The 16,988-nt window shown below is 75.0% G+C and carries 16 protein-coding genes and 1 tRNA gene; 11 read left to right on the plus strand and 6 right to left on the minus strand.

Annotation, left to right across the window (positions count from 1 at the left end):
- Nucleotides 1-111: 111 nt before the first annotated feature.
- The 3 genes from ACI79O_RS07880 (at nucleotide 112) to ACI79O_RS07890 (ending at nucleotide 3,862) form a co-directional block, all read left to right on the plus strand.
- Nucleotides 112-405, plus strand: a complete 294-nt coding sequence (locus tag ACI79O_RS07880) for a hypothetical protein (RefSeq protein ID WP_456913757.1) — start codon at nucleotides 112-114, stop codon at nucleotides 403-405.
- A gap of 907 nt (nucleotides 406-1,312) precedes the next feature.
- Entirely contained in the window at nucleotides 1,313-1,939 is a 627-nt protein-coding gene (locus ACI79O_RS07885) for a site-specific integrase (protein ID WP_456913759.1), read from the plus strand.
- Nucleotides 1,940-2,479: 540 nt separating this feature from the next.
- The gene (locus tag ACI79O_RS07890; protein ID WP_456890443.1) at nucleotides 2,480-3,862 is read left to right on the plus strand and encodes an FAD-binding oxidoreductase; all 1,383 of its coding nucleotides are present in this window, start codon (nucleotides 2,480-2,482) and stop codon (nucleotides 3,860-3,862) included.
- A 720-nt stretch (nucleotides 3,863-4,582) separates the two neighbouring features.
- On the opposite strand, the gene ACI79O_RS07895 is transcribed toward ACI79O_RS07890, so the two are convergent.
- A tRNA-Leu gene (locus ACI79O_RS07895) sits at nucleotides 4,583-4,667 on the minus strand.
- A 93-nt stretch (nucleotides 4,668-4,760) separates the two neighbouring features.
- Between ACI79O_RS07895 and ACI79O_RS07900 the strand changes: the two genes are divergently transcribed.
- Nucleotides 4,761-6,080 carry a M20/M25/M40 family metallo-hydrolase gene (locus ACI79O_RS07900; protein ID WP_456890760.1) on the plus strand — a complete coding sequence of 440 codons (1,320 nt, stop codon included), beginning with the start codon at nucleotides 4,761-4,763 and terminating at the stop codon, nucleotides 6,078-6,080.
- 7 nt (nucleotides 6,081-6,087) lie between these two features.
- On the opposite strand, the gene ACI79O_RS07905 is transcribed toward ACI79O_RS07900, so the two are convergent.
- Nucleotides 6,088-7,044, minus strand: coding sequence for a LysR family transcriptional regulator (locus ACI79O_RS07905; protein ID WP_456913761.1), 957 nt, complete (start codon nucleotides 7,042-7,044; stop codon nucleotides 6,088-6,090).
- Between ACI79O_RS07905 and ACI79O_RS07910 the strand changes: the two genes are divergently transcribed.
- The 3 genes from ACI79O_RS07910 (at nucleotide 7,043) to ACI79O_RS07920 (ending at nucleotide 9,674) form a co-directional block, all read left to right on the plus strand.
- The gene (locus tag ACI79O_RS07910) at nucleotides 7,043-7,741 is read left to right on the plus strand and encodes an aspartate/glutamate racemase family protein (RefSeq protein WP_456890756.1); all 699 of its coding nucleotides are present in this window, start codon (nucleotides 7,043-7,045) and stop codon (nucleotides 7,739-7,741) included. The genes ACI79O_RS07905 and ACI79O_RS07910 overlap by 2 nt on opposite strands.
- A 7-nt stretch (nucleotides 7,742-7,748) precedes the next feature.
- A complete protein-coding gene (locus ACI79O_RS07915; protein ID WP_456873331.1) occupies nucleotides 7,749-8,555 on the plus strand; it encodes an SDR family oxidoreductase in 807 nt (268 codons plus the stop codon).
- A 165-nt stretch (nucleotides 8,556-8,720) separates the two neighbouring features.
- Nucleotides 8,721-9,674, plus strand: coding sequence for an NADPH:quinone oxidoreductase family protein (locus ACI79O_RS07920; protein ID WP_456913763.1), 954 nt, complete (start codon nucleotides 8,721-8,723; stop codon nucleotides 9,672-9,674).
- Between the two features lie 6 nt (nucleotides 9,675-9,680).
- Here ACI79O_RS07920 and ACI79O_RS07925 read toward each other — a convergent pair whose 3' ends face one another.
- On the minus strand, nucleotides 9,681-9,884 hold the full coding sequence (locus tag ACI79O_RS07925) for a DUF5703 family protein (protein WP_089404027.1): 204 nt from the start codon (nucleotides 9,882-9,884) through the stop codon (nucleotides 9,681-9,683).
- Nucleotides 9,885-10,014: 130 nt separating this feature from the next.
- On the opposite strand from ACI79O_RS07925, the gene ACI79O_RS07930 reads away from it, so the two are divergent.
- Together ACI79O_RS07930 and ACI79O_RS07935 are read left to right on the plus strand one after the other, a co-directional pair.
- Nucleotides 10,015-10,275, plus strand: coding sequence for a hypothetical protein (locus ACI79O_RS07930; RefSeq protein ID WP_456890752.1), 261 nt, complete (start codon nucleotides 10,015-10,017; stop codon nucleotides 10,273-10,275).
- 100 nt (nucleotides 10,276-10,375) lie between these two features.
- Nucleotides 10,376-11,161, plus strand: coding sequence for a DUF2470 domain-containing protein (locus ACI79O_RS07935; protein ID WP_456913764.1), 786 nt, complete (start codon nucleotides 10,376-10,378; stop codon nucleotides 11,159-11,161).
- A gap of 13 nt (nucleotides 11,162-11,174) precedes the next feature.
- On the opposite strand, the gene dapB is transcribed toward ACI79O_RS07935, so the two are convergent.
- The 3 genes from dapB to ACI79O_RS07950 are packed head-to-tail and all read right to left on the minus strand — an operon-like array spanning nucleotide 11,175 to nucleotide 14,964.
- The gene (gene dapB, locus ACI79O_RS07940) at nucleotides 11,175-11,972 is read right to left on the minus strand and encodes a 4-hydroxy-tetrahydrodipicolinate reductase (protein WP_456913766.1); all 798 of its coding nucleotides are present in this window, start codon (nucleotides 11,970-11,972) and stop codon (nucleotides 11,175-11,177) included.
- A gap of 38 nt (nucleotides 11,973-12,010) precedes the next feature.
- On the minus strand, nucleotides 12,011-13,987 hold the full coding sequence (locus ACI79O_RS07945) for an AAA family ATPase (RefSeq protein ID WP_456913768.1): 1,977 nt from the start codon (nucleotides 13,985-13,987) through the stop codon (nucleotides 12,011-12,013).
- Nucleotides 13,984-14,964, minus strand: a complete 981-nt coding sequence (locus tag ACI79O_RS07950; RefSeq protein WP_456890743.1) for an aldo/keto reductase — start codon at nucleotides 14,962-14,964, stop codon at nucleotides 13,984-13,986. Before ACI79O_RS07950 ends, ACI79O_RS07945 begins: the two co-directional genes overlap by 4 nt.
- Before the next feature lie 178 nt (nucleotides 14,965-15,142).
- Here ACI79O_RS07950 and ACI79O_RS07955 point away from each other — a divergent pair, with 178 nt between their 5' ends.
- Both ACI79O_RS07955 and ACI79O_RS07960 read left to right on the plus strand, forming a co-directional pair.
- On the plus strand, nucleotides 15,143-15,976 hold the full coding sequence (locus tag ACI79O_RS07955; RefSeq protein ID WP_456890741.1) for an undecaprenyl-diphosphate phosphatase: 834 nt from the start codon (nucleotides 15,143-15,145) through the stop codon (nucleotides 15,974-15,976).
- Nucleotides 15,977-16,272: 296 nt separating this feature from the next.
- Nucleotides 16,273-16,977, plus strand: a complete 705-nt coding sequence (locus ACI79O_RS07960; protein ID WP_456889955.1) for a histidine phosphatase family protein — start codon at nucleotides 16,273-16,275, stop codon at nucleotides 16,975-16,977.
- Nucleotides 16,978-16,988: the final 11 nt, after the last annotated feature.

Consider the following 16,988-nt stretch of genomic DNA (forward strand, 5'->3'; position numbering starts at 1 on the left):
ACCGCACCGGAGCCCGGCGGTGATCCGGCTCGACTCTGCCCTCAGGTGGCCCACGCCCTGATCGGGTGCCGTCGCCTGCGAATCCATCCGGAGTGCCTCATGTTGCGACTCGTGTCCGTGGTCCTGGTCGGCTGTCTGTGTGCCGCGGTCGTCGGGACTGCGGTGCCGGGCTTGTTCTGGCTCACCGTGGTCGCCCTTGCCGGGCTCCTCGTCGCCGGCGCGGTCGCGGTGAGCCTCGACCTCCGGCGTGGGCAGGACGACGCATCGGCAGTGGACGACGCATCGGCAGTGGACGACGCATCGGCAGTGGACGACGCATCGGCAGCGCAGGGGCTCGTCGAGCCGACGCTCCTCAGGCATCGTCGCCGGACGCGTGCCCACGAGGAGGGCCGCGCAGCGGCGTAGCCCTGAGCCGGTCAGCGGGTGACCCGGCACCCGGGCGACCCGGCCGGCTTCGAGGACAGCGTCCGGGACCGACCGCTGCACGCGCAGTCGCTCGCCGAGCTCGACGCCAGTCGATGCGGCGTTCGGCGATGAGGCGACGAATGCCCTCGCCCGCCCCACACAGCTGAGCACCACGATCGGTGCGCCGGAGGCCTGACCGCCCGCCCCGGACGGCGTGCTCCGCGGACGGTTCGGTAGGCGTCGCGGCGGTGGGCGAGGTCGAGAACGGTGACGGTGCGCGTGTCGCCGTCGATGCGGTGGCCGACCCGGTAGGTGCCGCGGCGGGCGCTGTGCCGGTCGTCGAGGGGTGGGGCGGAGCCGCTTGCCGACGGGGTGGGGATTGTCCAGCAGCGGGCCGACGACGAACTCGTAGGCGGCCGCGGCGACGGGCTCGGGCAGGTGGTCGGTGAGCTGGCGGCGGGCGGTGGGGGTGGTGGCCAGGAGGTAGGCGTCCTGGTCGGTCACCGCGGCTGACGGCGCCGGCGGGCCATCGTCGCCTCCAGGTCGTCGCGGCCCTCGGCCTCGGAGGCGTGCAGGCCGCATGGCGTCGGTATCGGCGAGGATCTCGATGGTCTCCTCGAGCGACTCGAGGTCCGGCTGCACATCGACCCCTACCTCGGCGGAACGCCGCTGTCCCGGCTCCCCGGGACGGCGGTGGACGCGTGGATGCGCACACTGGAGACCTCGGGACGTGCGGACGGCCGAGGAGGGCTGTCGGCCCGCACGGTGCGCCGCGTCTACACGATCCTGCGGTCGGCGCTGGGGGACGCCGTCAAGCACGGCCGGCTGGCCGTGAACCCCACCGACCGCTCCACGCCGCCGAGCCCGTCGGAGGCCAGGCCGCCGGAGATGCAGGCCTGGACCGCCCGTGAGCTCGGACGCTTCCTGGCCTGGGCCGAGAGCCGCGATCCGGACCTCGCTATCGCTTGGTCGGCTGCTGGCCGCGACCTGGGTGCGCCGGGGCGAAGCGCTGGCCCTGCGCTGGCGGGACGTGGACCTCGAGGCCGGCTGCCTCCAGGTGCGGCGCAGCGTGGGCGTCGTCAAGGCCATGGGGGACGGCCAGCAGCTCGTCGAGGGACCCACGAAGACCGGCCAGGCGCGGGTCGTGGACATTGATGACGACACGGTCGCCGCCCTGCGCGCCTACCGGGCCACCCGCGCCCCGCTCGCACCCGAGCCTGTGCGGGACGCCGCGCTCGTGCTGGGCACCCTCGACGGCGCGCATCGCCACCCCGAGCGGTACTCCCGCCGGTTCGTCGAGCAGGTCGTGCAGGCGCGCAGGGGGCTGGGGGAGGACCGGCTGCCGGAGATCCGGCTGCACGACCTACGGCACACCCACGCCACCCTGCTGCTGGCCGTCGGCGAGCCGGTGAAGGTCGTCTCCGAGCGCCTCGGGCATGCGAACGTCACCATCACGCTCACCGTGTACCAGCACGTGCACCCCGGCATGGGTCGCGAAGCCGCCGAGCGCTTCGCCGCGTTGCTCGACGGCTGATCCAGCCGTGAAGTATCAAAGCGGTATCACGAGGACCCTCGAGGCCCGGACACGGAAGCGCCCCGAGCTCCTGACCTGCAGTAACACCGGGGCGATGCTGTGTCCGAGGGGCGACACGCTACATACGCACACGGCTCTGACCGGTCCATGACTCGACCGGACAAGCGGAAATCGACCGTAGACGCAGCGCGGCGAGAATACGTCCGCACTGACGAGGAACTCGTAGTCGTGAGGGCCCGAACGCCGCGGTGGAGCCCTCGGCGCGTGAAGCTTGGCCCCCGCCCCGAGCGGGCCCTCGTTCCGGGACGGATGCCAGCACACATCGCGCCATCCCGAGCCAATGGCACGGTGCTCCGACGGCCCGGATGCCTACCACGTCCTCGCCCGCTGCAGACAGGGTCGGCCGACGGTGGCTGCGTGCTACGCCTCTCGCCAGAATCCGTACGGGCGCTCTCGTCCGGGCGCGTCCGCCGGGGGCGGGATCTCTGGGCCATGAGCCATTGGAGGCCCTACCCGATCTCCAGCTCTGGAGGTGCTCACATGACCGGGTCGATGCTGGCTAGTGGCCTGTCGGGGGACATGCTCGAAGTCTTCCGGGCAGAGCATCGCGGTGAGTGTTTCACGCCATCCGACGACGGGTTCGATGCGCGACGGGCCTTGTGGAACGGGATGGTGGACAAGCGGCCTGCGCTCATCGCACGGTGCGCAGGCGTGGCGGATGTGCTGCGAACCGTTGCACTGGCACGTGACGCCGGGCTACCGCTCGCTGTCCGCGGGGGTGGGCACAACGTTGCCGGGCTGGCCATGTGTGACGGCGGAGTCGTCGCGGATCTCTCGGCGATGAGGGCCATCCGGGTGGACCCGCAGAACAGGACCGCTCGCGCGGAGGGCGGAGTGCTCTGGGGAGACCTGGACCGGGAGACGCAAACCTTCGGCTTGGCCACCACGGGTGGAATCGTCAGTACGACCGGAATTGCCGGGCTCACCCTCGGTGGCGGCGTCGGCTGGCTGGCACGCAAGTACGGCCATTCCTGTGACAACCTCGTGTCGGTTGACGTGGTCACCCCGGACGGCGTGCTGCGCACGGCCAGCGCGGATGACCATCCGGAGCTGTTCTGGGGTATGCGCGGAGGCGGCGCGAACCTGGGGATCGCGACGTCCCTGGAGTTCCGGCTGCATCCCGTCGGCCCCACGATCGTCGGCGGCATGATCCTGCATGCGGCCGAGTACGCGACGGACGTGCTGCGCTTCTACCGCGAATTCATCCCCACTGCTCCTGAAGAGTTGGGCCTCTACTGCGGGCTCCTCTCCGCCCCTGACGGCACGCCAGTCGTCGCACTCATCGGCTGTTACCACGGAGCGCTCGAGGAAGCCGAGGCGGTCCTCGCGCCGGTGCGCTCCTTCGGGAGGCCCATCGCGGACATGTTCCAGCAGCGCCCCTACGTCGAGATGCAATCCCTGCTCGACGCAGCGTTCCCGGCAGGAGCTCGGTACCGCTGGAGATCTTCGTTCCTGCAGGAGGTGTCGGACGGTGTGGTCGAGGAAATGGTCGAGGCCGCGGCGTCACGAACCTCGCCGTTCTCCGCCATCGTCCTGGAGTGGTACGGCGGCGCGCCCAATCGCGTCCCGGAAGGAGCGACTGCTTTCCCCCATCGTGAGCCGCAGTTCGACCTCATCGTCAGTGCGATGTGGATGGACCCCAGCGAGGACGACATGCACACCGCCTGGGTGCGGCAGGTCTGGGATGGCCTGGCCCCCTTCGGCAGCGGTCGCGTCTACTCCAACGTCGTCGACCGAGGGGAGGAGAACCGCATCCGGGAGGCCTACGGCTCCGGTTTCGCGCGCCTGCGCGAACTCAAGGCGCGCTATGACCCGGACAACATGCTGCGGTACAACCACAACGTCGCCGAGGCCGGATCCTGAACTCGCCTGAGCTCGGGACGATCCCGGCAGCCCTCCGGTCCCGAGGGGATGGCCACCCGTAGATGCCAGCGCTCTGGGAGATAGCACGAGCTCGACGAAGGTCGCCTCGTCACGGATGGTGTAGGCGACGCAGCACCGCCCGCTGCAAGGCGTCAGCGGCCTCCACGATCGGAGAGCAGCGGCTGGCCGATCGCTGTGGGTGACGTCGTTCGATGTGTGCGAGGTGGCCGACCCCGTGGCCGCCAGCGCGAACGGCTCCCTGTTCGGGTCCGCCGCCGCTCCGGAGGAGTCGTCCCATGGGCTCGCAGTCCTTCGTCGGCCGCGTCGCCACGTCGAGCACGTCAGTCCTCGATGGCGCGGACGGGGAGGAGGCTCGTTAGGGTCCAGGTACCGGCCAGCGACTCACCGGCATCACCGCAGAGGTGGGGGCGGATCCTGGGTCGACCAGCTGGCTCCCGCGTTCGCCGGAGTCCCCGGCCTCGGGGCAGGAACCGGTGAAGGTCGTCTCCGAGCGCCCTGAAGCACACGAGCGCCACCATCACGCTGATCGTCCACCAGCACGTGCACCCCGACATGGGCAGGCAAGCCGCCGACCGCTTCGCCGCGCTACTCGCGGCGCACCTTGACCGCGCGCTACCACAGCAGTACTCCGGGGGTCATCGGGGCCGGGCAGGGAAGCGCCCCGGGCCTCTGACCTGCAGAGACACCGGGGCGGTGTTGTGTCCGAGGGGGGACTTGAACCCCCACGCCCGATAAAGGGCACTAGCACCTCAAGCTAGCGCGTCTGCCATTCCGCCACCCGGACGAGTGCGGGACCAGGATACCAACCCGGCGGCGCCTACCGGAGCAGGGCCCGGCGCTGCGTCGTGCGGACGGCGTCCAGCCCTACGCTCGCCGGGTGGAGAGCGAAGGTCCCGTCCAGGCCCAGGCCGAGGTCGCAGAACTGCTCAGCGAGCTCATCCGGATCGACACCACCAACACCGGTGACACCGCCACCGGCGCCGGCGAGCGGGTGGCCGCCGAGTGGGTGGCCGGCAAGCTCGACGAGGTCGGCATCGGCTCGCAGATCCTGGAGTCCGAGCCGGGACGGGCCAGCCTGGTCGCCCGCGTGGAGGGCACCGACCGCTCGCGACCGCCTCTCCTGATCCACGGACACCTCGACGTCGTCCCCGCCGACCCGGCCGAGTGGAGCGTGCACCCCTTCTCCGGCGAGGAGCGCGACGGCTACGTCTGGGGCCGCGGCGCGGTCGACATGAAGGACATGGACGCCATGGTCCTGGCGCTGGTGCGCGACTGGGCCCGCACCGGCGTCCGGCCACCGCGCGACGTCGTCCTCGCCTTCGTCGCCGACGAGGAGGCCGGCGGCACCCTCGGCGCCCGCTGGCTGGTCGACGAGCACCCGGACCTGTTCGCCGACTGCAGCGAGGCGATCAGCGAGGTCGGCGGGTTCAGCATCACCGTCCGCGACGGCCTGCGGCTCTACCTCGTCCAGACGGCGGAGAAGGGCCTGGCCTGGATGCGGCTGACCGCCGGCGGCAAGCCCGGGCACGGCTCGTTCGTCCACGACGACAACGCCGTCACCCGGCTGTGCCAGGCCGTCGCCCGGCTGGGCTCGACCCGGCTGCCCACCGTGCTCACCCCGCCGATGCGGCAGTTCCTCGCCGCCGTCGAGGAGGCCTACGGCATCGAGATCGACCCCGACGAGCCCGAGGAGGCCCTCGCCCGGCTCGGCAGCATCAGCCGCATGATCGGCGCGGCCCTGCGCAACACCGCCAACCCGACCATGCTCGACGCCGGCTACAAGACCAACGTCATCCCGGGGACGGCCAGCGCCACCGTCGACGGCCGCTTCCTGCACGGCCAGTCGGAGGAGTTCGAGCGGCAGCTCGCCTCGCTCATCGGCGAGGGCATCCAGCGCGAGTGGATCGTCCACGACCAGGCCGTGGAGACCACCTTCGACGGCCCGCTGGTCGACGCGATGGTCGCGGCCCTGAAGAGCGAGGACGACGGCGCCCGGCCGGTGCCGTTCACCATGAGCGGCGGCACCGACGCCAAGAGCTTCGAGCGGCTGGGCATCCGCTGCTTCGGCTTCTCGCCGCTGCGGCTGCCCGCCGACCTCGACTTCGCCTCGCTGTTCCACGGCATCGACGAGCGGGTGCCGGTGGAGTCGCTGCGCTTCGGCGTCCGGGTGCTCGACCGGTTCCTCCGGTCGGTCTGAGGACGCCTCAGCAGGCGGCCCGCAGCGCCTCGAGGGCCGCGGCGACGGCCGGCACCCGCCGGGCGTCGGGCCGGACCAGCGTCTCCACCACCCGGTCGTCGACGTCGGCCAGCGCGACGGCGGTCACGCCCGGCTGGGTGCTGACCGCCAGTGCCCAGGCCGGCAGCAGCGCCACGCCGAGGCCGCGCGCGACCAGCCGCTGGACGACGACGTGGTCGTCGGTCGCGAACCGGACGTCCGGGGTGAAGCCGGCCCGCCGCGCGCAGCGCAGCAGGTGCTGCCGGCACCGGTCGCACCCGGCGATCCACGGCTCGTCGCGCAGGTCGGCCAGCCGGCCGGGGGCCGGCGCGCCGGCGGGCACGACCGCCTGCACCGCGTGCCGGTGCAGCGGCTCGCGCAGCAGGTCGCCGGGGACGGGGTCGTCGTCCTCGTCGTGGCGGAAGACGACGGCGAGGTCGGCCGCGCCCTCGCGCACCGCCGCCTCGGCCTCCGGCGGCTCCAGCTCGGCGAAGTGCACCCGCAGGCCGGGCGCGCGGCCGCGCAGGTCGGCCAGCGCCGGGGGCACCAGCACCGCGGCGGCGGTCGGGAACGCGGCCAGCCGGACGACCCCGGCGGCGAGCCCGGTCAGCGCCGCCAGGTCCTGCTCGGCCGCCGCCAGCCGGTCGGCGACCCCCTCGGCGTGCCGCAGCAGCACCCGGCCGGCCTCGGTGAGCGCGACGCCGCGGCCCTCGCGCACCACCAGGGGCGTGCCGGTCTCGGCCTCCAGCCGCCGCACCTGCTGGCTGACCGCCGGCTGGGTCCAGCCCAGCGTCCGCGCGGCGCCGGCCAGCGAGCCGGCCCGGGCCACCTCGCGGAAGACGAGCAACCGGCGGGGGTCCACGGCGACATCCAAGCAGCGCTTGGGTCCGGCGGTCGACCTCTCGGTCTGGTCGGCAGGCTCGTGCGCCGCCAGGCTGACCGCCATGAGGACGATCGGGCTGCTCGGCGGGATGAGCTGGGAGTCGACCGCGCTGTACTACCGGGTCGCCAACGAGCTGGTGCGCGAGCGGGAGGGCGGCCTGGCCAGCGCCTCGCTGCTCGTCCGCAGCCTGGACTTCCGGGCGGTCCGGGCGTGCCAGGTCGAGGACCGCTGGGACGACGCCGCCGCGCTGCTGCTGGCCGAGGCGAGGTCGCTGGAGTCGGCCGGAGCCGAGCTCGTGCTGCTGTGCACCAACTACATGCACAAGGTCGCACCGGCGCTGGAGACCGGCCTGACCGTGCCGTTCCTGCACATCGCCGACGCGGTGGCCGCCGCGGCGCCCGGCCCGGTGGTCGGCCTGCTCGGGGCGGCCGGCACCGTGCGCGAGCCGTTCTACCGGCAGCGGCTGGCCGCCGCCGGCCTGACGGTGCTCGTGCCCCCGGACGACGACGTCGACCGGGTGGACGCCGCGATCTTCGGCGAGCTGTGCCGGGGCGTGCTCTCCGACGTGACCCGGGCGGAGCTGCGCGGCGTCGTCGCCCGACTGGCCGCACGCGGCGCCGACGCGGTCGCGCTGTGCTGCACCGAGCTGGAGCTGCTGCTCGCGCCCGAGGACTCCCCGGTGCCGCTGCTGCCCTCCGCCCGGCTGCACGTCACCGCCGCCGTCGACGCCGCGCTGGCGCCGTCGGCGACCGTGGTGTGATGCCCGGGTGACCTCTCCCACGCCTCCCGGTCCCGGCTCCGTCGCGCTGATCACCGGAGGGACCGGCGGCTTCGGCCGGGCCCTCGCCACCGCGCTGCGCGAGCGGGACGTCACCGCCGTCCTCGCCGACCTCGACACCGAGCGCAACCGGTCGGTCGCCGAGGAGCTCGGCTGCCCCTTCGCCGCCCTCGACGTCACCGACCGCGCGGCCAACGAGGCCGTCGTCGCGCGCGTGGAGGCCGAGCACGGCCGGCTCGACGCCGCCTACCTCAACGCCGGCATCTCCGCCGCCAAGAGCGACGACGCGCTCGACCTCGACGAGTTCATGCGGGTCGTCGACATCGACCTGTTCGGCGTCGTCTACGGCGCGGTGGCCGCCCGCCCGGCGATCCGGCGGGCCGGCGGGGGCGCGATCGTGGTGACCGCGTCGCTGGCCGGCCTCTCGCCGATGCCCAGCGACCCCGGCTACAGCGTCGCCAAGAGCGGCGCGATCGCCTTCGTCCGGTCGATGGCGCCGCGGCTGGCCCGCGAGGGCATCACCATCTCCGCGATCTGCCCCGGGTTCGCCGACACCGCGATCATCGACCGCATCCGGCACGAGTTCGAGGCCGCCGGCTTCCCGGTCATCCCCGCCGCCGAGGTCGCCGACGCGATGGTCCGGGCCTGGGAGTCGGGGGAGCCGGGCGCGGCGTACGTCATCCAGCCCGGCGTCGGCACCGTGCCCTACCGGTTCAAGGGTGTCCCCAGCGCCAAGACGGCGACCGGTGAGACCGCCGTCGTCCCCGAGGCGCTGCGGCCGCCGTCGATGCTCTGACGCGGTCGGGCCGCCCTCACCGCGGGGCGTCCTCCCTCACCGCAGGGCGTCCTCCCTCGTGGCCCACCGTGAGGGAGGACGCCCGATGATCAGGTCACCTGATCCCGGCGGAGCCACCCCGGGCCCGGTGACGGCGGTCACCGGGCGTCTGGCAGGGTCGGGCGCATGCGTGCATGGCGGGTACACGAGCTCGGCGACCCCTCGAAGGTGCTCCGGCTGGAGGACGTCGACCGGCCCACCCCGGGCGAGGGTCAGCTGCTGGTCAAGGTGCGGGCGGCGGCGCTGAACTTCCCCGACGTCCTGATGGCCGCCGGCATGTACCAGGAGCGCCCGCCGCTGCCCTACACGCCCGGCGTGGAGCTGTGCGGCGAGACCGAGGACGGCCGGCGGGTGATCGGCAGCCCGGCGGGCGGGCCCGGCGCCTTCGCCGAGTACGCGCTGATGAACGCCGATGACGCCTGGCCGGTGCCGGACTCGATGAGCGACGAGAAGGCCGGCGCGCTCTACCTCACCTACCAGACCGGGCACGTCGGCCTGCACCGCCGCGCGAACCTGCAGGCGGGGGAGTGGCTGCTGGTGCACGCCGGCGCCGGCGGCGTCGGGTCGGCGGCGATCCAGCTGGGCAAGGCCGCGGGCGCGAAGGTGATCGCCACCGCGGGCGGCCCGCACAAGGTCGAGGTGTGCCGCGAGCTCGGCGCCGACCACGTGATCGACTACACCGCCGAGGACTTCGTCCCGGTCGTCAAGGAGATCACCGCCGGCGAGGGAGCCGACGTCGTCTACGACCCGGTCGGCGGTGACGTGTTCGACAAGAGCCGCAGGTGCATCGCCTTCGAGGGCCGGCTGGTCGTCGTCGGCTTCACCAGCGGCCGCATCCCCGAGGCGCCGGCCAACCACGCGCTGGTCAAGAACTACAGCGTCGTCGGCCTGCACTGGGGCCTGTACAAGAAGAAGGACCCCGCGGTGATCGGCCAGACCCACGACGAGCTGGTCCGGCTGGTCGAGGCCGGCGCGATCGACCCGCTCATCGGCCAGGTGCTGCCGCTCGACCAGGCGCCCCAGGCGCTCGCGGCCCTCGCCGACCGCGGCACGGTCGGGAAGGTCGTGCTCGTCCCCTGAGTCCGGCTAGGTGACCGGCATCGGCAGGTAGGACAGCCGCGCCCGGCGTCGCAGGATCGCCTTGCGGGTGCCGTCGGCGTGCAGTTGCAGACGGGCGAGCTCCCAGCCGCCGACGTCCACCTGCAGGCTCAGCATGGTCGCCGCTGCGGAACGGGACGTGCCCGGCGGGATCCGCAGCGGCGCGTACTCCCAGTCGTCGGCCGCGCTCACCCGACCGATGTTGCCACGCACGACACCTGCCGGTCATGTGTGCGCCGCCTCCCGGCCTGCCCCAGGGAGCCCCCGGCGGCAGGATGGGCAGCGCCTCATCCGAGCACCGTCCGCAGCACGAGGAGGACCCGTGACCGATCCCGGTACCGCGAGCGACGCCGACCGCGCGGAGCAGGAGGCGCTGCTCGAGCCGGCCGCTCCCGAGCTCGCCGGGGACGCCGACCCGATCGGCGACGGCGTCCCCGAGGCCGACGCGCTCGAGCAGCAGCTGGCCGCCGCGCCGGGGACGGCGGGCGCGCCGCGGTCGGTCGGCGACGTGGACGCCAACGAGGCCGACGTCCTCGAGCAGGAGGCCGACGTGCCGTACGACGAGGACGACCGCGCCCTCTGACGACGTCCGGCGCCGGCTCGCCGCCCGATCGGGGGCGCGTGGCTACCCACGGGCACGCCGATGTGGTTAGGCTTCCCTAAGTCGACGCTCAAGGGGAGTCATGACCACCTGCAACGGTCCGCAGGCGCCGTCCGTCGCCGCCGCTCCCGAGCGCGCGCGCACCGTGGCCACCCGTGCCGCGGCCGCGCTCTGCCTCCCCGGCCGCGACCCGAGCCGGCCGCTGGCGCACGCCACCACCGCCGCCGGCCAGGTGCTGGTGCTGGAGCCCGGCGACGGCGAGGTGGCCGCGGCCCTCGACCGCGCGCCCGACCGGGACGTGAGCGCGCTGCTCATGGTCAGCGACCGGGCGCCGGTGGCGCTGCGCGACCCGGTGCGCGCCACGCTGTGGCTGTCGGGCTGGCTGACCCCGGTGCCCGAGGCCGACCGGCGCGCGGCCGCCGTCGCCTTCGCCGAGGTCCGCCCCGAGGAGGCGCTGCTCGACGTCGGTGGGACGGCGACCCTGCTGCGGCTGGACCTCGCCGAGGTGGTACTGCGGGAGGGCACCGGCTGCGCGGAGGTCTCGCCGGCCGACTACGCCGCCGCGCGCCCCGACCCGCTGGCCGGCGTCGAGGAGCGGCTGCTGCGCCACCTCGACCGCGACCACCCCGAGGTGCTGGCCCTGCTGGGCAGCGCGGTCGCGCGCAGCCGGGTGCCGGTGACGGCGGGGGAGACGCTGCGGCCGCTGGGCCTCGACCGGTTCGGCTACCGGCTGCGCGTCGAGGGCGCCGGCGGGCACCGCGACGTCCGGGTGCCCTTCCCGGGCCCGCTCACCTGCGCGGGCCAGGTCGACGCGGCGACGTCCCGGCTGCTCTGCGCCCTGCGCGCCGGGCTCGCCCGCCGCGACTGATCCCGACGACGACTCAGTCGAACAGCAGGGTGTCCAGGCCGCGGCGCACGCCGGGCGTCTCGGCCACCCGCCGGATGGCCAGCAGGGTGCCGGCGACGTAGGGGTCCGGGGTCTCGCCGGCGTCGTGCCGGAGGACCAGCCGCTCGCCGGTGCCGCCGAACACGACCTCGGTGCTGACCACGAAGCTCGGCAGCCGGACCGAGTGCACCCGGCTGCCGGCCACCTCCGCGCCGCGCGCCTCGACCGGGCCGTGCAGCTCCGCCAGCGGGACCGCCGGGGCCGGCGTGCGCACCGCGCCGAGGGCCTCGGCGAGCTGGCGGGCGGTGCCGCTGGGCACGTCGGGCTTGCCGGCGCTCGCGTAGTCGACGATCTCCCAGCGGTCGACGTGCGCGGCGGCCAGCGTGGCGGCGCGCTGCAGCACGGCGGCCTGGACGGAGAAGTTGCCCGCGGCGACCACCCCGACGCCCCGGTCTCGGGCTAGCCGGTCGAGCCGGGCGTAGTCGTCGTCGGTCAGCCCGCTGGAGCCGACGACGGTGTGCACACCGGCCCGCACGGCGGTCCACACGTTCTCCTCGACCGCGGTGGCGCTGGTGTAGTCGACCAGCACGTCGACCTCCGCGGACGCGAGCGCGTCGGCGACCGAGGCGGAGACCCGGCCCTCGCTGCGCGACGCCGTGACCGCCGTCAGCTGCTGGCCGGCGGCCGACCGGGACACGCCCGCGGTGAGGACCAGGTCGTCGGCGGCGTCGATGGCGGCCAGGACGGGCGGCGCGGTCCAGCCGGTCACGCCGGCGAAGCAGACCCGGATCACGGTTCGACCCTACGGTGCGCCGGATCGGAGGACGCCGCCTACGCCGGGGACAGGTTCTCGCGGAGGAGCCCGGCCAGACGGGTGCGCCGCGGGCGGACGTCGACCTCCCGCACCGCCCGCGCCAGCGCCGCACCCGAGGCGTGCACGATCGACAGGTGCTGCTGCGCCCGGGTGAGCGCGGTGTAGACCAGCGGCCGCGACAGCATCCCGCCGGCCTCCGGCGGCAGCACCACGACGACGCCGGGCCACTCCGACCCCTGCGCCCGGTGCACGGTGATCGCCCAGCCGTGCTTGAGGTCGGGCAGCGCGTCGCCGGGCACGGTCACCGGGCCGGAGGAGAAGTCGACGGTCAGCGAGCCCTCGCCGGTGGCGGTCACCACGCCGACCTCGCCGTTGGCGAACCCGATCGGCTCGAGGTCGAGGTGGTTGGCGGTGGCCACCACCCGGTCGCCGACGTCGAAGCCGAACACCGTGCCCTCGCCGGGGTTCAGCCGGTCCTTGAGCGCCTTGTTGAGCTCGATCGTGCCGGCCGGGCCGCGGTGCACCGGCGTCACCACCTGCACGTTGCGCGGGTCGATCCGCAGCGCCCGCGGGATCGAGTCGGTGACCAGCTGCACCACCCGCCGGGCGGCCTCGCCGCTGCCGGTGGCGGGCACGACGACGACCTCCCGGTCGGGGGAGTCGACCGGCGGCAGCTCGCCGGTGCGCACCGCCGAGGCCAGCCGGGCGATCGCGCCGCCCTCGGCCTGCCGGTAGAGCGTGGTCAGCTCGGTCACCGGGACCACCCCGGAGTCGATGAGGTCGCCGAGCACGTGACCGGGGCCGATCGAGGGCAGCTGGGCGGGGTCGCCCACCAGCAGCAGGTGGGTGCCGTCGGGGCAGGCCTCCAGCAGCGCCGCGGTCAGCTCGACGTCGAGCATCGAGGCCTCGTCCACGACGACGACGTCGGCGTCGAGCGGCCACTCCTCGTTGCGGGCGAACCCGCCGCCGAACCCCTGGGCGCCCAGCAGCCGGTGCACGGTCACCGCCGGGTGGTCGGTGAGCTCCTCCAGCCGCTTGGCGGCCCGGCCGGTGGGCGCGGCCAGCGCCACCTCGGTGCCCTTGGCCCGCAGCAGCCGGACGACGGCGGCCACCGTGCGGCTCTTGCCGGTGCCGGGCCCGCCGGTGAGCAGCGAGACGCCGGCGCCGAGCACCTGCGCGACCGCCTGCTTCTGCGCCTCGTCGAGGCCCTTGGCCACCGACCGGACCGCGGCGGGGTCGGCGATCCGCTCGGCGGTGGCGGCCAGCCGGGCGACGTTCTCGGCCACGGCCTCCTCGGCCATGCCGTAGCGGGCCAGCGACAGCGTCCGCAGCGCCGGGTCGGGCTCGGGCGGCTCGGTGTCGGCGTCCTCGTCCCACTCCGGCTCGGGCGGCTCGTGGTCGAGCACGTCGCCGGACTCGACCGCCGCCACGACCGCCGCCGCGGGATCGGCGATGCCCTCGGCGCGCAGCGCCGCCACCACCAGGTCGGCCGGCAGCACGGTGTGCCCGTCGCGGGTGGCCGTGCGCAGCGTCATGACGACGATCGCGCGGCCGCGGCGGGAGTCCTGCCGGTCGGCCCCGCGCAGCACCGAGATGGCCAGCCGGTCGGCGTCGGTGAGCGTGACGCCGGGCAGGCCGAGCAGCGACCACGGGTCGTCGCGCAGCCGGCGGGCGGCGTCGTCACCGAGGACGTCGGCCGCCGAGGACGCCAGCCGCGCCTCCAGCCCGGCCCGCACCAGCAGCTCGACCACGCCGTAGGTGGGCGCGGCCGCCAGGAACGAGGAGAACAGCCGCTCGGCGCGCTGCTTGCCCACCCGGGGGAGCTTGAGCAGCCGGGCGACGGTGACGTCGTCGGGCGAGGTGATGCCCGCGCCGGGCAGCTCGGCGGCGGCCCGCTTGCCCAGGCTCGGCCACAGCCCGGCGGCGCAGAACGCGGCGAAGACCGGGTCGGGCGCGGTGGGGGAGGGGGCGGTGCCGGTCGAGGGAGTGGTCACCGGGCCGCCCGCTGGTCGGGGTAGGAGAAGTGCGGCGCCGAGACGTCCTCGAGCGCCGTGCGGATCGCCGCGGGCAGCCGCACCGACTCCGCGTCGAGGGACTCCTGCAGCTGCGCGGCGGTGCGGGCGCCGACCACCGGCGCGACGACGCCGGGGCGGTCGCGCACCCAGGCCAGCGCCACCGCCAGCGGGGTGGTGCCCAGCCCGTCGGCGGCGGTGACCACGGCCTCCACGATGCGGTCGGCGGTGGCCGAGCGCAGGTCGTCGAGGAACCCGGCCCACTGCGGCGAGGCGCCGCGCGAGCCCTCCGGCGTCGCCGCCCGGTACTTGCCGGTGAGCAGCCCCCGGCCCAGCGGCGACCAGGCCAGCACGCCCAGCCCGAGCGCCTCGGCGGCGGGCACGACCTCCCGCTCGACGCCGCGCTGCAGCAGCGAGTACTCGACCTGGGTGCTCACCAGCGGCGCCCGCCCGGGCCAGGCGCGCTGCCAGGTGGCCGCCTGCGCGGTCTGCCAGCCGGTGTAGTTGCTCACGCCGACGTAGCGGACCCGGCCCGAGGCGACCGCGGCGTCGCAGGCGGCGAGGGTCTCCTCGAGCGGGGTGAGGTCGTCCCAGGCGTGCAGCTGCCACAGGTCGACGTGCTCGACGCCCAGCCGCCGCAGCGAGGCGTCCAGCGCCGCCAGCAGGTGCCCGCGGGAGGCGCCGCGGCCCAGCGGCCCGGGCCCGGTGCGGCCCACGGCCTTGGTGGCCAGCAGCACCTCCGAGCGGGGGACGACGTCGGTCAGCAGCCGGCCCAGGGTGCGCTCGCTGTCGCCGTCGCAGTAGACGTCGGCGGTGTCGACGAGGGTGCCGCCGGCGTCGACGAAGGCGGTCAGCTGCATCGCCGCCTCGTCCTCGTCGGTGTCGCGGCCCCAGGTCATGGTGCCCAGCGCCAGCCGGGAGACGACCAGGCCGCTGCGTCCCAGCGCCCGTTGTTCCACGACGGGCCAACCTACCGCCGCCGGCCGACAGGAGCCGGGGGACGCGGCGGGTGTGGACGGCGCCGCGCCGGGTCGTGCCCGGGTCCGCCGCGGGGGTCGGCCTAGGCTGTCCCCCCGTGCCGTCGCGAGTCCCGAACCGTCCTGTCCGCCGTCCCACCCGGTCCCGGGGCTGAGCGGCGTGGGGTGGTTCGAGGCGGTCGTCCTGGGGCTGGTGCAGGGGCTCACGGAGTTCCTGCCGATCTCCTCCAGCGCGCACCTGCGGGTGGTCGGCGAGGCGTCGGGCTGGGGTGACCCGGGCGCGGCGTTCACCGCGATCACGCAGATCGGCACCGAGGCCGCCGTCCTGCTCTACTTCCGCAGGGACATTGCGCGCATCGTCGTCGCCTGGTTGCGGGCGCTGACCGACCGCTCGATGCGTGCGGACCCCGACGCCCGGATGGGCTGGCTGATCATCGTCGGCAGCATCCCGATCGTGGTCCTCGGGCTGCTGTTCCAGGACGACATCGAGACCACCTTCCGCGACCTGCGGATCGTGGCGATCGCGCTGGTCGCCTTCTCGCTGGTCCTCTACTGGGCCGACCGCGTGGGCCGCAAGACACGTGAGCTGCGCCAGCTCACCGTCCGCGACGGGCTGCTGTTCGGGCTGGCGCAGTCGATGGCGCTGGTGCCGGGCGTGTCCCGCTCCGGCGGCACCATCACGATGGGCCTGTTCCTCGGCTACACCCGCGCCGCCGCGGCCCGCTACTCGTTCCTGCTGGCCATCCCCGCGGTGCTCGGGTCGGGGTTCTTCCAGGCCTACGAGGCGCTCACCGGCGGCGTGGCCGGCGAGAGCGTCGCCTGGGGGCCGACCCTCCTGGCCACGGTGATCGCGTTCGGCGTGGGCCTGTCGGTGATCGCCTGGCTGCTGCGCTACCTCGACCGCGGCACGTTCACCCCGTTCGTCGTCTACCGGGTGGTGCTCGGCCTGGCGCTGCTGGCACTGGTCGGCGCGGGCGTGCTCGCGCCCAACTGAGGCGTCCCGCCGGGATCAGGTGACCTGATCGTCGGGGGGGGGCCGCCCCCGCCGGGGCCGCGGGCGGCCCCCCGCGGGGGCGGGCGGCGGGCGGGGGCCGGGCACCCCCCCCCCCCCCCCCCCCCCCCCCCCCCCCCCCCCCCCCCCACCCCCCCCCCCCCCCCCCCCCCCCCCCCCCCCCCCCCCCCCGCCCCCGCCGCCCCCCCCCCCCCCCCCCCCCCCCCCCCCCCCCCCCGCCCCCCCCCCCCCCTGCGGTGAGGGAGGACGCCGGCGCGGGTCCGCCTACGCTCGGCCGCGTGACCACCGTCATCCTCCTGCGGCACGGCCGGACGACGGCGAACGCCGGTGGTGTGCTGGCCGGGTGGAGTCCCGGCGTGGAGCTCGACGAGGCCGGGCAGGCGCAGGCGGCCGCGGTGGGCGCCCGGCTCGCGCCGGTGCCGCTGGCCGCGGTCGTCAGCAGCCCGCTGGAGCGCTGCCGGCAGACCGCCGGGGCCGTGCTCGACGGGCGCGGGCTCGAGCTGAGCACCGACGACCGGCTCGGCGAGGCCCGCTACGGCGACTGGACCGGCCGGCCGCTCAAGGAGTTGGTCAAGGAGCCGCTGTGGAAGGTGGTGCAGCAGCACCCCTCCGCGGCGGTGTTCCCCGGGCCCGAGGGCGAGGGGCTGGCGCAGACCCAGGCCCGCGCGGTCGCCGCCGTCCGCGAGTGGAACGACCGGCTGGGTCCCGACGCGGTCTGGCTGGCCTGCTCCCACGGCGACGTCATCAAGGCCGTGCTCGCCGACGCCCTCGGCCTGCACCTGGACGCCTTCCAGCGGATCGTCGTCGACCCCGCCTCGATCTCGGTGGTCAGCTACACCGAGACCCGCCCCTTCGTGCTGCGGGTCAACGACACCGGGGGTGACGTCGCCGCCCTGGTGCCGCCGAAGAAGCGGCCCCGTCGCCGCCGGGGCAGGGACTCCGACGCCGTCGTCGGCGGCGGCGCCGGCGCGGCCGCGACGTGACGGCGGTCGTC

It is taken from the genome of Geodermatophilus sp. SYSU D00696 (assembly GCF_054050235.1).